This window comes from uncultured Jannaschia sp., assembly GCF_947503795.1.
GTDB lineage: Bacteria > Pseudomonadota > Alphaproteobacteria > Rhodobacterales > Rhodobacteraceae > Jannaschia.
Genome location: NZ_CANNEZ010000001.1, coordinates 732,695 through 746,024, shown reverse-complemented (window position 1 = coordinate 746,024; position 13,330 = coordinate 732,695). Strand labels below are relative to the sequence as shown.

Annotated in this window: 10 protein-coding genes; 2 read left to right on the top strand and 8 right to left on the bottom strand. The window is 66.8% G+C overall.

What is annotated here, in order from left to right:
- Position 1: 1 nt before the first annotated feature.
- Positions 2-310: a 30S ribosomal protein S10 gene (rpsJ, locus tag Q0833_RS03930; RefSeq protein ID WP_298430474.1), complete on the bottom strand. Its 309-nt coding sequence runs from the start codon at positions 308-310 to the stop codon at positions 2-4.
- 291 nt (positions 311-601) lie between these two features.
- Between rpsJ and Q0833_RS03925 the strand changes: the two genes are divergently transcribed.
- The gene (locus Q0833_RS03925) at positions 602-1,162 is read left to right on the top strand and encodes a peptide-methionine (R)-S-oxide reductase (RefSeq protein ID WP_298430472.1); all 561 of its coding nucleotides are present in this window, start codon (positions 602-604) and stop codon (positions 1,160-1,162) included.
- 237 nt (positions 1,163-1,399) lie between these two features.
- Here Q0833_RS03925 and tuf read toward each other — a convergent pair whose 3' ends face one another.
- From tuf to rpsL, 4 genes are all read right to left on the bottom strand, one after another.
- Positions 1,400-2,575 carry an elongation factor Tu gene (gene tuf / locus Q0833_RS03920; protein WP_298430435.1) on the bottom strand — a complete coding sequence of 392 codons (1,176 nt, stop codon included), beginning with the start codon at positions 2,573-2,575 and terminating at the stop codon, positions 1,400-1,402.
- A 103-nt stretch (positions 2,576-2,678) separates the two neighbouring features.
- The gene (fusA, locus tag Q0833_RS03915; RefSeq protein WP_298430469.1) at positions 2,679-4,805 is read right to left on the bottom strand and encodes an elongation factor G; all 2,127 of its coding nucleotides are present in this window, start codon (positions 4,803-4,805) and stop codon (positions 2,679-2,681) included.
- 87 nt (positions 4,806-4,892) lie between these two features.
- The gene (gene rpsG, locus Q0833_RS03910) at positions 4,893-5,363 is read right to left on the bottom strand and encodes a 30S ribosomal protein S7 (RefSeq protein WP_298430467.1); all 471 of its coding nucleotides are present in this window, start codon (positions 5,361-5,363) and stop codon (positions 4,893-4,895) included.
- A gap of 74 nt (positions 5,364-5,437) precedes the next feature.
- Complete coding sequence (rpsL, locus tag Q0833_RS03905) at positions 5,438-5,809, bottom strand: 30S ribosomal protein S12 (protein WP_298430465.1); 372 nt, start codon at positions 5,807-5,809, stop codon at positions 5,438-5,440.
- Between the two features lie 286 nt (positions 5,810-6,095).
- Between rpsL and Q0833_RS03900 the strand changes: the two genes are divergently transcribed.
- Complete coding sequence (locus Q0833_RS03900) at positions 6,096-6,908, top strand: glycosyltransferase (protein ID WP_298430462.1); 813 nt, start codon at positions 6,096-6,098, stop codon at positions 6,906-6,908.
- Here Q0833_RS03900 and Q0833_RS03895 read toward each other — a convergent pair.
- The 3 genes from Q0833_RS03895 to rpoC all read right to left on the bottom strand — a co-directional run bounded on the left by Q0833_RS03895 (position 6,905) and on the right by rpoC (position 13,326).
- Positions 6,905-7,792 carry a DMT family transporter gene (locus Q0833_RS03895; protein ID WP_298430460.1) on the bottom strand — a complete coding sequence of 296 codons (888 nt, stop codon included), beginning with the start codon at positions 7,790-7,792 and terminating at the stop codon, positions 6,905-6,907. The genes Q0833_RS03900 and Q0833_RS03895 overlap by 4 nt on opposite strands.
- 1 nt (position 7,793) lies before the next feature.
- Positions 7,794-8,624 carry a glycosyltransferase gene (locus tag Q0833_RS03890; RefSeq protein ID WP_298430458.1) on the bottom strand — a complete coding sequence of 277 codons (831 nt, stop codon included), beginning with the start codon at positions 8,622-8,624 and terminating at the stop codon, positions 7,794-7,796.
- A 463-nt stretch (positions 8,625-9,087) separates the two neighbouring features.
- Entirely contained in the window at positions 9,088-13,326 is a 4,239-nt protein-coding gene (rpoC, locus tag Q0833_RS03885; RefSeq protein ID WP_298430456.1) for a DNA-directed RNA polymerase subunit beta', read from the bottom strand.
- Positions 13,327-13,330: the final 4 nt, after the last annotated feature.

Here is a 13,330-nt window from a genome sequence, read left to right as displayed (position 1 = left end):
CTCAGACCTTGATCTCGACGTCGACGCCCGCGGCGAGGTCGAGCTTCATCAGCGCGTCCACGGTCTGCGGCGTCGGGTCGACGATGTCGAGCATCCGCTTGTGCGTGCGGATTTCCCACTGGTCGCGCGACTTCTTGTCGATGTGCGGACCGCGCAGGACGGTGAATTTCTCGATCTTGTTCGGCAGCGGGATCGGCCCGCGAACCTGGGCACCGGTGCGCTTGGCGGTGTTGACGATTTCCTGGGTGCTGGCGTCCAGCACGCGGTAATCGAACGCCTTGAGCCGGATGCGGATGTTCTGGCTTTTCATGTCGTTCTTCCGACAGGGGGCGGGCCGCGGATCATGGCGACCGGCCCGTTCAAGTTGAGAGGAGGAGACAGGACCACCCGGCCCCCTCGTCGAACCCGAACGGAAGCGGGGCCGCGCGTCGCGACCCCGTCCGTGGATGGGGGCGGATAGCCCAGGTCGTCCCGCCCCGCAACCCCCCGCACACGGGAAACTCGCGCCCCCGTCACGCAGCCTTGGGACAACGTGATGAGACGCCTGCGCGCGGGTCGGCTAGGATGGCCGCGTAGCCAATCGTTCCGAGGAGCCGAGACCATGACTGACCGCAACCTGACCCGCCGCGCCCTGCTGGCCTCTGCCGCCGCGATCGCCGCCACGGCGCCCGCGCTGCGCGCCGAGGAGATCGTCGCCCCCTCCGGCCGGACCATCGCACAATACGTCCCCGAGACCAGCGACTTCCCCTTCGAGGTCCAGCGCAGCGAAGCCGAATGGCGCGCCCATCTCGACGGCGACGACGACGCCTACGGCATCCTGCGCCGCGCCAACACCGAATGGCCGAAGACCACCGACCTCTGGGAGGAGGCGCACGAGGCCGGCTACAACTGCCGCGGCTGCGATCTCTTCATCTACGATGCGGGCTGGTTCGAGCCGCTCGACAAGGGCTGGGTCTTCTTCCACCACGCCGAGCCGAACGCCGTGATGTTCGGTCTCGACGGCGCGGTCCGGCAATACGGGCAGGCCGGGATGATCCAGGACGAGACCTTCGCCATGGCCGAGGTTCATTGCCGCCGCTGCGGCTCGCATCTGGGCCACCATATCGACGTCGCGGGCATGCGGCTCCACTGCATCAACGGCACGTCCCTGACGCGCGCCTGAGCACGAAGCGATCCCACGACCTCGCCCGTATCGAGGGCCGCGCCTTCCGGGGGGTGGCCCTCTTTCATGGCGGGGTTCGGCCTCGCCGCGGCGCGATCCGGCCGCCGTCCGCAGGGCCTCGCTGGGGCGGGCCCTTGATGCGGGCGGGTCGCGGGGGTGCCCCTCACGCAACAAGGGCCCCCCGAGGGGAGCCCTTGCGCCGTGTCCGTGGCGGTCGGCCCCGAAGGGCCCCCGCGATCAGTCGGTGATCTTCGAGACCACGCCCGCACCCACCGTGCGGCCGCCTTCGCGGATCGCGAAGCGCAGGCCCTGCTCCATCGCGATCGGCGCGATCAGCTCGACCCCGAACGACACGTTGTCGCCCGGCATCACCATCTCCGTGCCCTCGGCCAGCTGCACCGTCCCCGTCACGTCCGTCGTCCGGAAGTAGAACTGCGGGCGGTAGTTGGCGAAGAACGGCGTGTGGCGCCCGCCTTCGTCCTTGGTCAGGATGTAGGCCTCGGCCTCGAACTTCGTGTGCGGCTTCACCGAGCCCGGCTTGCAGAGCACCTGGCCCCGCTCGACGCCGTCCCGATCCACGCCGCGCAGCAGCGCGCCGATGTTGTCGCCCGCCTCGCCGCGATCCAGCAGCTTGCGGAACATCTCGACGCCCGTGCAGGTCGTCTTCTTGGTGTCCCGGATGCCCACGATCTCGATCTCGTCGCCGACATTGATCACGCCGCGCTCGACGCGACCCGTCACGACCGTGCCGCGACCCGAGATCGAGAACACGTCCTCGACCGGCATCAGGAACGGCTGGTCCACGGCGCGCTCGGGCGTCGGGATGAACTCGTCCACCGCCGCCATCAGCTTGCGGATCGACTGCTCGCCGATCTCCTCGTCGCGGCCTTCCATCGCCGCCAGCGCCGAGCCCGGGATGACCGGGATGTCGTCGCCGGGATACTCGTAGCTCGACAGAAGCTCGCGGATCTCCATCTCGACGAGCTCCAGGAGCTCCTCGTCGTCGACCTGGTCAACCTTGTTCATGTAGACGACCATGGTCGGGATGCCGACCTGGCGACCGAGCAGGATGTGCTCGCGCGTCTGCGGCATCGGGCCGTCGGCCGCGTTCACCACGAGGATCGCGCCGTCCATCTGGGCGGCCCCCGTGATCATGTTCTTGACGTAGTCCGCGTGGCCCGGGCAGTCGACATGCGCGTAGTGGCGGTTCTCGGTCTCGTACTCGACATGCGCCGTCGAGATCGTGATCCCGCGGGCCTTCTCCTCGGGCGCGCCGTCGATCTGGTCATACGCCTTGAAGTCGCCGAAATACTTCGTGATCGCAGCCGTCAGCGTCGTCTTGCCGTGGTCAACGTGACCGATCGTGCCGATGTTCACATGCGGTTTCGTGCGTTCGAATTTTGCCTTCGCCATGGGAGGGCTCCTTCTCAAATTGGCGAGGATGCGTGACGCGCACGCACCCTACGGGTTTGGGGGTGACCGGTGCGTGGTGGGAGGCCCACGCACCGCGATCGGATCAGGCGAACTTCTTCTGGATCTCTTCCGAGATGTTCTGCGGGACCGGGTCGTAATGGTCGAACTGCATCGTGAACTGCGCGCGGCCCGAGGACATCGAGCGCAGCGTGTTGATGTAGCCGAACATGTTGGCCAGCGGCACGAAGGCGTCGATGGCGATGGCGTTGCCGCGCGGCTCCTGCCCCGAGACTTGGCCGCGACGCGAGGTCAGGTCGCCGATGATGCCGCCGGTATATTCCTCCGGCGTGATCACTTCGACCTTCATCACGGGCTCCAGAAGCTTGGCGCCGGCCTTCCGCATGCCTTCGCGCATGCCCATCCGGGCCGCGATCTCGAAGGCGAGGACCGACGAGTCCACGTCGTGGAACTTGCCGTCCAGCAGCTGGACCTTGAAGTCGATCACCGGGAAGCCCGCGAGCGGACCCGAATCCATGACCGAGTTGATGCCCTTCTCGACGCCCGGAATGTATTCCTTGGGCACCGCACCACCGACGATCTTCGATTCGAACGAGTATCCCTCGCCCGGCTCGGTCGGCGAGATGAGGAGCTTGACCTCGGCGAACTGACCCGAACCACCCGACTGCTTCTTGTGGGTGTAGGTGTGCTCGACCTCGTGACCGATGGTCTCGCGGTAGGCCACCTGCGGCGCGCCGATATTGGCCTCGACCTTGAACTCCCGCTTGAGACGGTCGACCAGGATGTCGAGGTGGAGTTCGCCCATCCCCTTCATGATCGTCTGGCCCGACTCGAGGTCGGTCTCGACGCGGAAGGACGGATCCTCGGCGGCGAGGCGCTGGAGGCCCTGGGACATCTTCTCCTGGTCGGCCTTGGTCTTGGGCTCGACCGCGATCTCAATGACCGGATCGGGGAAGGTCATCGTCTCCAGCACGACCTGATCGTTCACGTCCGAGAGCGTGTCGCCCGTCGTCGTGTCCTTGAGGCCGGCCAGCGCGATGATGTCGCCCGCGAAGGCCTCGGTGATCTCTTCACGGTTGTTGGAGTGCATCATCATCATCCGTCCGACGCGCTCCTTCTTGCCCTTGGTGGTGTTCTGGAGCGTGTCACCCTTCTCGAGCTTGCCCGAGTAGATGCGCGTGAAGGTGAGCGAGCCCACGAAGGGGTCGTTCATGATCTTGAACGCGAGGCCCGAGAACGGCATCGAGTCGTCGGCACGACGGGGGATGTTGCGCACTTCCTCCTCGTCGCCGGGCTTGAAGCCCATGTAGTCGACGACATCGAGCGGCGACGGCAGGTAGTCGATGACCGCGTTGAGCAGGGGCTGGACGCCCTTGTTCTTGAACGCGGACCCACCCAGCACCGGAACGAAGGACATCGAGAGCGTGCCCTTGCGGAGCAGCTTGCGCAGCGTGTCGACGTCCGGCTCGGCGGCGTCCATGAGGTACGCTTCCATCGCGTCGTCGTCCATTTCGACGGCGGCTTCGATCATCTTGCCGCGCCACTCGTCGGCCATGGCCTTGAGGCTGTCGCGGATGGGCTTCTTGATCCAGGACGCGCCGAGGTCTTCGCCTTCCCAGACCCACTCTTCCATGGTGACCAGGTCGATGAGGCCCTCGAGCTCGGTCTCGGCGCCGATCGGGATGCCGACGGGCACGGCGCGGGCACCGGTGCGGTCCTCGATCATGCGGACGCAGTTGAAGAAGTCGGCGCCGATCTTGTCCATCTTGTTGACGAACACCATCCGCGGAACCTTGTAGCGGTCGGCCTGGCGCCAGACGGTCTCGGTCTGGGGCTCGACACCGGCATTGGCGTCGAGCACGGCGACCGCGCCGTCGAGCACGGCGAGCGAGCGCTCGACTTCGATGGTGAAGTCGACGTGGCCGGGCGTGTCGATGATGTTCATCCGGTACTTGGTGTCGGACGTGCCGTCGGCGGTCGGCTCTTCCTGGCGCTGCCAGAATGTCGTCGTCGCGGCGGACGTGATCGTGATGCCCCGCTCCTGCTCCTGCTCCATCCAGTCCATCGTGGCGGCGCCGTCATGGACCTCGCCGATGTTGTGGGACTTGCCGGTGTAGAACAGGATACGCTCCGAGCAGGTCGTCTTGCCGGCATCGATATGGGCCATGATGCCGAAGTTGCGGTAGCGTTCGAGGGGATAGTCGCGGGCCATGGGCTCGTACCTCTGAATGGAGGAGAAAACAGGTTCGGGGGCCCCGGACGGGCCCCCGTGATCAGAACGTCAGATAGGTGCGGCGGGTCACCAGCGGTAGTGGCTGAACGCCTTGTTGGCGTCGGCCATCTTGTGGGTGTCTTCGCGCTTCTTGACGGCGGAGCCACGGGACTGGACGGCGTCGATCAGCTCACCGGCCAGACGCTCTTCCATAGTGTTCTCGTTGCGCGAGCGGGCGGCGTTGATCAGCCAGCGGATCGCCAGCGCCTCGCGGCGCTCGGGGCGGACCTCGACGGGCACCTGGTAGGTGGCACCGCCGACGCGGCGCGAGCGCACCTCGACCGACGGCTTGATGTTGTCGAGGGCCTCGGCGAACACCTCGATGGGCGAGCGCTTGATCTTGGTCTCGACCCGATCCATCGCGTTGTAGACGATGCGCTCGGCGACGGCCTTCTTGCCGTCGATCATCAGGTTGTTCATGAACTTCGTCAGCACCTTGTCGCCATACTTGGCGTCGGGCAGAACTTCGCGCTTTTCAGCGGCGTGGCGGCGGGACATCGGTGTATCCTTCGTTTGAATGCGGCGGGCGGGGCGGCACGGCGCCCCGCATCAGAATTGGGCGGGACCCGGTCTCACTTCGGACGCTTGGCGCCGTACTTGGAGCGGCGCTGACGGCGATCCTTGACGCCTTGCGTGTCGAGCACGCCGCGCAGGATGTGGTAGCGCACGCCCGGAAGGTCCTTCACCCGGCCCCCGCGGATCAGCACGACCGAGTGCTCCTGCAGGTTGTGGCTCTCGCCCGGGATGTAGGAGATGACCTCGTAACCATTGGTCAGGCGCACCTTGGCGACCTTCCGCATGGCCGAGTTCGGCTTCTTTGGGGTAGTGGTGTAGACGCGCGTGCAGACGCCGCGCTTCTGCGGGCAACCCTCGAGGTGGAGGGATTTCGAGGTCTTGCGCTTGGGCTGACGCGGCTTGCGGATCAGCTGCTGGATCGTCGGCATGTGGGGTGTCCCCGTCTATCGTTCACGTTCAAATCTCTCGTCCGGACCCCGACGCGCCAAAGACCGATGGCCGCATCCGCCCGGAATTCCGACCTGGACGATGCGGTTGGGTGACAGAGGATGCGGGAAACAGTATCCCGGATCGTGTGCGACGGTTCTGGCTTGCCGACACGGGCGCGCGACGCGCACCCGGACCGAATTGCGGGCCTGATAGGGGAATCGCGGTGGGGTGTCAACGCAGGCCACGCGCTTGTCGGCCCCCGTGTTTGCAGGCACCGTCGCCGCCATGTCCGATCTGCAGATCATCGCCATCACCCGCTTCGCCTATCCCGGCTCCGGCGGCTTCCAGATCGAGCACGACAGCGTCACCGAACGGCAGGCACATCTCTGGGCGCCCGACCGGCTGGAGGCACGGTTTCGGACGCTGGAGCATGTCTGTCTGCGGACGCTGGCGGCCCAGACGGACGGCGATTTCCGCGTTCTCGTCATCACCGGCGATGCCCTGCCCGAGCCGTGGCGCGGGCGGCTGGTGGCACTGGTCGCCGCCCTGCCTCAGGCCGAGCTGATCTTCCATCCGCCCGAAAACCAGCGCCACGCGATGGAGGCGATCGTCAACGACCGGATCGACCCGGACGGGCCGCCGGTGATGCAGTTCCGACAGGATGACGATGACGGCGTGGCGCGGACCTTCGTCGAACGCGCCCGGCGCATCTTCGGCGAGGTTCGCCCGCTCTGGGAACGACATGGCCGCTTGGCGATCGATTTCAGCCGCGGCTACGTGATGCGCCCCACGCCCCAGGGCCCGCTGGTGCAATCCGCGACGCGCAGCCATCTGGGTGTGGCGCAGGCGCTGTTCCTGAAGCCGTCGATCCGGCGCACGGCGATCCATTTCCCGCATCACCGCGTCGGCGCGCTGATGCCCTCGGTGACGATCCCGGACGCGCCGATGTGGCTGCGGGGCGTGGACGGGACGAATGACAGCCCGATGCCCGGGCAGCTCGACCGCCTCGTGCATGCCACCTCGGAGGAGCGGACCGACCTGCGGGACCGGTTCGGACTGGACCTCGACGCGCTGGCGGCGAGTTTCGCCGCAATTTAGCGAGGGCCGACCGCACGAGGGACGGATGCCACCCGGCCTTCGCGCCAGAGGGTATAGAGCCCCGTCGCCGCGATCAGCGCCGCCCCGACGAGGGTCAGCGTCGCGGGCCAGTCGCCAAAGACGAGCCAGCCGAGGATGAGCGCCCAGACCAGCGAGGTGTAGCGGAAGGGCGTGACGGCCCCGACCTCGCCCACGCGCATCGCCATGACCGAACAGAGATAGGCCGCGAAGATGAAGCCCGCGGCGGCGAGGATCATGCCGCCCTGCCCTGCCGTCGGCCGGCCCCACGGCTCGGCCAGCGACAGCGCCAGGCCCAGCAGCGTCACCATCGCCGCCGTGATCGCCGCGACATTGAGCGACGGCGTCGCCCGCGACAGGCGCCGCGTCAGCAGATCGCGCGCCGTGGCCAGCACGACGGTAATCATCGCGACGGCAGACCACGCGTTGAAGCCCTCGGTCCCCGGCCGCACGATCAACAGGACCCCGACCAGCCCGACCCCGATCGCGGTCCAGCGCCGCCAGCCGACCCGCTCGCCCAGAAAGAGCGCGCCCGCGGCCGTGATCGACAGCGGGAGCGCGGCGAGGATCGCGGTGATATTGGCCAGCGGCATGTTCTGGAGTGCCAGCAGGAACGGCAGGAACGCCGCCGTCTCGGCCGCCGAGCGCCCGAAGGCCCAAGGACGGTCGGCCCGCGCGATGCCGCGGCCGAGCGTGCCCATCGCCCAGGACAACAGGACGATCAGCGTCGTGGCCACACAGCCGCGCAGGAACGTGACCTGGAAGGCGGGCAGATCCTCGGCCAGCCATTTCAGCGCCGCGTCGTTCATGGTGAACGTCGCCATCGCGCCCATCATCAGGAACGCACCCTTCAGGTTGTCTTGCATGTCAGTCCTGCGGCGGCGCGGGCATCAGCGCGAGCGCCGCATCGGCGTCGAGGCCGAAGCGCTCGACCATCAGCTTGCGGCCCTTGCGGGTGGTCATGGGGGTCGCGTGGGGCGGGATGGAGCGGCCGCTGTCGTTGTGGTCGTGCAGCGTCCTGAGGAACATCTGCGCGTCTCCGGGCAGGGTGAAGCCGGGGACGTGGCAGGGCAGCCGGCGATGGTTGTAGCGAAAGATGCAGGTCGGCAAATCGGCTGTGGTGATCATCGCGCAGGCGAGGCCGAGGGGCTGCGGCTCGCGGAATTCGTGAAAGGGTTCGGAGGGATCATGGAGGTCCCAGTAGATACCGCGCATGAAGCTGAGCGTGGTCGGCCCCTCGGCCAGCCCCGCGGCCAGAAGCCGGTCCGAGAGGTCGCGCGTGCGGGCGATGTAGTCGACCGCCACGGCATCGTCGTCGTCGATGCGAAAGCCGGTGACATGGGTGGTGCCGTCGTCGAGGCCGCGCCGGAAGCTGCGCTTGCCCGCGGCCAGCGCGCCCATCCGCTCCATGAAGACGATCTTTAGGAAGGGATAGGTCTCCTCGAGGCCGCGCAGCCGCTTGCGATGCCGTATCGGCAGCGTCGTCCCGGCGAGGATCACGCAGCGGAACGCCGGGTCGGTCTGGGCGGCGAGCGACGGCAGGGTGATCGTCTCGAGATAGCGGAACCGGGTCTCGATCCGGCCGGGTTCGTAGAGGTGCCGCTCCAGCTGAGCCTCGTCCAGCCCGGAGACTGAGAAGCCTTCCTTCGCCGGGTAGGAGAAGCGCAGGACGCCGATGATCTGGTTGACGATGGCCATGGCGGATCGCTCGCACGGGTGCGGGAACCGGGCAAGTCCTATCGCCGGTCGGGGCCAGTGCGGCCCGTCATGGGTCTCGGTGATGGATGGGTTGGGCGGGCCCGCCCCGTTTCGGGTGGACGCCCCATCGGTGTCGACGCGGATGTCGCCGCGCCGGTCGGTCGAGGTCGGGCCCGACCCCGGTGACCCCGCCCTCGTCCGGGCAGGTGTGGGGTCGTCCTGTCGAAATGGCGGGGTGTCAGTCCCGCCGGGTGCGATCGCGGGGATGGTTCTGGGGCCGAGCGGTTAATGGGGCGTGAACGAGCGTGCCGAATGGCTTTGGTCCGATGGATCGGGACGCTGTGTGGCGCGGAAGGATACCGGGACGCCCGCGGGCCGGGCACTGGGCCGGCGTCGCCCCCGGACGAAAAACCCCGCCGGATCGCTCCGGCGGGGGTATTTCTTCTTGCCATGCGGCCGGGGATCACTCCTCGGCGGCGGGCTCCTCGGCGGTCTCGGCGAAGACATCCTCGGCGGAAGGCTCCTCGGTCGGGGCAGCCAGTGCCGCAGCCTTCTCGGCCTCGGCGCGGGCCTCCTCGATCACGACGCTGTCGCGCGCGGTGGCGATGGCGCGCATCGCCTGGGTCGCGCCACCGGTGCCCGCCGGGATCAGGCGGCCGACGATGACGTTCTCCTTGAGGCCGACCAGCTTGTCCTTCTTGCCCTGCACCGAAGCCTCGGTCAGGACGCGCGTCGTCTCCTGGAAGGAGGCGGCGGAGATGAACGAACGGGTCTGGAGCGACGCCTTCGTGATGCCGAGCAGGATCGGCTCGGCCCGCGCGGGACGATCGCCCCGCTTCTCGGCCTTCTCGTTGGCTTCGACCAGCTCGGCCTTGTCGACATTCTCGCCCTTGAGGAGCGTCGTGTCGCCGCTATCGAGGATCTCCCACTTCTGGAGCATCTGCCGGACGATCACCTCGATATGCTTGTCGTTGATCTTCACGCCCTGCAGTCGATACACGTCCTGCACTTCGTCGATCAGGTAATCGGCCAGCGCCTCGACGCCCAGGATCCGCAGGATGTCATGCGGCGCGGGGTTGCCATCCATGATGTAGTCGCCGCGCTGGACGAAATCGCCCTCGGCCACCGGGATGTGCTTGCCCTTGGGCACCATGTAGTCGATCGGCTCGAGACTGTCGTCGGACGGGATGACCGTGATCCGGCGCTTGTTCTTGTAGTCCTTGCCGAACTTCACCGTGCCGTCGGCCTCCGCGATGATCGCGTTGTCCTTGGGCTTGCGGGCCTCGAACAGTTCCGCCACGCGCGGCAGGCCGCCCGTGATGTCCTTGGTCTTGGTGCCTTCGCGCGGAATACGCGCGACGACGTCGCCCGCCTTCAGCATCTGGCCGTCCTCGACCGACAGGATCGCGTCCACCGACATCTCGTAGGTGATCGGATTGCCGGCCTCGTTGCGGACGGGCTCGCCATCCTCGCCGGCCACGATGACCTGCGGCTTGAGATCGGAGCCCTTGGGCGCGGAGCGCCAGTCGGACACGATCTTCTGGGTCATGCCGGTGGCGTCGTCGGTCTCGTCGCGCACCGAGATGCCCGCATAGAGATCGACGAACTTCGCCTTGCCGTCGCTTTCGGCGATGATCGGCAGGGTGAACGGGTCCCATTCGTAGAGCTTGTCACCGCGCGCGACCTTGGCCCCGTCGGTAACGTGCAGGGTCGTGCCGTAGCCCAGCTTGTGGGAGGCCCGCTCCTCGCCATTCTCGTCCATGATCGCGAGGGTCATGTTGCGACCCATCACGACGATGCCACCCGCCTCGTTCTTGAGCGTGTTGGCGTTCTGGAACGCGACGGTGCCCTCGGCGGAGGCTTCCATGAAGGATTGCTGTCCGCCCTGGGCGACGCCGCCGATGTGGAAGGTCCGCATCGTCAGCTGGGTGCCCGGCTCGCCGATGGACTGGGCCGCGATGATGCCGACGGCCTCGCCCTGGTTCACCTTGGTGCCGCGCGCGAGGTCACGTCCGTAGCAGGACGCGCAAACGCCCTCCTCGGCCTCGCAGGTCAGCGGCGAGCGGATGCGCATGGACTGCACCTGCGCCTGGTCGATGATGTCGGCGGTTCGCTCGTCGATGAGCTCGCCGGCCTTGACGATGACCTCCTCGGTGCCGGGGCGGACGACGTCGTCGGCCGCGACCCGGCCCAGCACGCGCTCGGCCAGGGTGGCGACGACTTCGCCGTCGTTGACGGCGGCCGATGCGGTGATCGCCTTCTCGGTCCCGCAATCGTCCATGCGGACGATGCAGTCCTGCGCCACGTCCACGAGACGCCGCGTCAGGTAACCCGAGTTGGCGGTCTTGAGCGCCGTGTCCGACAGACCCTTCCGCGCGCCGTGTGTGGAGTTGAAGTACTCCAGCACGGTCAGGCCTTCCTTGAAGTTCGAGATGATCGGCGTCTCGATGATGTCGCCATTCGGCTTGGCCATCAGGCCGCGCATCCCGCCCAGCTGCTTCATCTGGGTGACCGAGCCACGGGCGCCGGAATGGGCCATCATGTAGACGGAGTTCGGCTCGTTCTCGGCCCCGTTCTCGTCCACGCCCGCGACCGAGATCGTGGACATCATGGCCTCGGTGACCTTGTCGTTACACTTCGACCAGGCGTCCACGACCTTGTTGTACTTCTCGCCCTGGGTGATCAGGCCGTCCATGTACTGCTGCTCGAAATCCTTGACCTGGTCGCGCGTCGCCTCGACGACGGGCCACTTGGCGTCGGGAATGACCATGTCGTCCTTGCCGAACGAGATGCCCGCCTTGAACGCCTCGCGGAAGCCGAGGGTCATGATCTGGTCGCAGAAGATGACCGACTCCTTCTGGCCGCAATAGCGGTAGACGGTGTCGATGGTCTGCTGGACTTCCTTCTTGCGCAGGAGCCGGTTGACGAGGTCGAACGGCGCCTTGGCGTTGAGCGGCAGCATGGAGCCGAGGCGCACGCGGCCCGGCGTCGTGTCGAAGATGACGCCGACTTCCTCGCCCATTTCGTCGATCTGGGTGACACGCGCCTTGATCTTGGCGTGCAGATGCACCTCGCCCGCGTCGAGCGCGTGCGTGACCTCGTCGACGGACGAAAAGATCATGCCCTCGCCCTTCATGCCGGCCCGTTCCATCGAGACGTAGTAGAGCCCCAGGATCATGTCCTGCGACGGCACGATGATCGGCGCGCCGTTGGCGGGCGACAACACGTTGTTGGTCGACATCATCAGGACGCGGCATTCCAGCTGCGCCTCGAGGCTCAGCGGCACGTGGACGGCCATCTGGTCGCCGTCGAAGTCGGCGTTGAAGGCCGAGCAGACCAGCGGGTGCAGCTGGATCGCCTTGCCCTCGATCAGCACGGGCTCGAACGCCTGGATGCCGAGACGGTGCAGCGTGGGCGCACGGTTCAGCAGAACCGGGTGCTCACGGATGACCTCGTCGAGGATGTCCCAGACCTCGGGACGCTCCTTCTCGACCAGCTTCTTCGCCTGCTTGACGGTCGATGAGAGGCCCTTGGCCTCGAGCCGCGAGTAGATGAACGGCTTGAAGAGCTCGAGCGCCATCTTCTTGGGCAGGCCGCACTGATGCAGCTTGAGCTCCGGGCCGGTCACGATGACCGAGCGGCCCGAGAAGTCGACGCGCTTGCCCAGAAGGTTCTGGCGGAAGCGGCCCTGCTTGCCCTTGAGCATGTCCGAGAGCGACTTGAGCGGGCGCTTGTTGGCCCCCGTGATGACCCGGCCGCGGCGGCCGTTGTCGAAGAGCGCATCGACGGATTCCTGCAGCATCCGCTTTTCGTTGCGCACGATGATGTCGGGCGCGCGCAGCTCGATCAGCCGCTTGAGGCGGTTGTTGCGGTTGATGACCCGGCGATAGAGGTCGTTGAGGTCCGACGTCGCGAAGCGGCCGCCATCCAGCGGCACCAGCGGGCGCAGCTCGGGCGGGATGACCGGGATCACGGTCAGGATCATCCACTCCGGACGGTTGCCGGATTCGATGAAGCTCTCGACGATCTTCAGGCGCTTGATGATCTTCTTCGGCTTCAGCTCGCCCGTGGCTTCCTTCAGGTCTTCACGAAGGGTGGCGGCCTCCTGCTCGAGGTCGATCGCCGCCAGCATCTCGCGGATGGCTTCCGCGCCGATATTGGCCTGGAACGCGTCGGCGCCATAAGCGTCCTGCGCGTCCATGAACTCCTCCTCGGACATCAGCTGTCCGTAGGTGAGGTCCGTCAGGCCGGGCTCGATCACGACGTAGTTCTCGAAGTAGAGGATCCGCTCGAGGTCGCGCAGCGTCATGTCCAGCATCAGGCCGATGCGCGACGGCAGCGACTTGAGGAACCAGATATGGGCGACCGGCGAGGCCAGCTCGATATGGCCCATCCGCTCGCGGCGGACCTTCTGGAGGGTGACCTCGACGCCGCATTTCTCGCAGACGACGCCGCGATACTTCATGCGCTTGTACTTGCCGCAGAGGCACTCGTAATCCTTGATCGGACCGAAGATGCGCGCGCAGAACAGGCCGTCACGCTCGGGCTTGAACGTCCGGTAGTTGATGGTCTCGGGCTTCTTGATCTCGCCGTAGGACCACGAGAGGATCCGCTCGGGCGAGGCCAGCGAGACCTTGATCTCGTCGAAGACCTTCTGGGGCGCGATCGGGTTGAACGGGTTGTTCGTCAGTTCCTGGTTCATCTTG

What these genes read in the sequence shown, in the direction of transcription:
- rpsJ (WP_298430474.1), bottom strand. Translation starts at nt 310, where the DNA reads ATGAAAAGCCAGAACATCCGCATCCGGCTCAAGGCGTTCGATTACCGC.
- Q0833_RS03925 (WP_298430472.1), top strand. Translation starts at nt 602, where the DNA reads ATGACTGACCGCAACCTGACCCGCCGCGCCCTGCTGGCCTCTGCCGCC.
- tuf (WP_298430435.1), bottom strand. Translation starts at nt 2,575, where the DNA reads ATGGCGAAGGCAAAATTCGAACGCACGAAACCGCATGTGAACATCGGC.
- fusA (WP_298430469.1), bottom strand. Translation starts at nt 4,805, where the DNA reads ATGGCCCGCGACTATCCCCTCGAACGCTACCGCAACTTCGGCATCATG.
- rpsG (WP_298430467.1), bottom strand. Translation starts at nt 5,363, where the DNA reads ATGTCCCGCCGCCACGCCGCTGAAAAGCGCGAAGTTCTGCCCGACGCC.
- rpsL (WP_298430465.1), bottom strand. Translation starts at nt 5,809, where the DNA reads ATGCCGACGATCCAGCAGCTGATCCGCAAGCCGCGTCAGCCCAAGCGC.
- Q0833_RS03900 (WP_298430462.1), top strand. Translation starts at nt 6,096, where the DNA reads ATGTCCGATCTGCAGATCATCGCCATCACCCGCTTCGCCTATCCCGGC.
- Q0833_RS03895 (WP_298430460.1), bottom strand. Translation starts at nt 7,792, where the DNA reads ATGCAAGACAACCTGAAGGGTGCGTTCCTGATGATGGGCGCGATGGCG.
- Q0833_RS03890 (WP_298430458.1), bottom strand. Translation starts at nt 8,624, where the DNA reads ATGGCCATCGTCAACCAGATCATCGGCGTCCTGCGCTTCTCCTACCCG.
- rpoC (WP_298430456.1), bottom strand. Translation starts at nt 13,326, where the DNA reads ATGAACCAGGAACTGACGAACAACCCGTTCAACCCGATCGCGCCCCAG.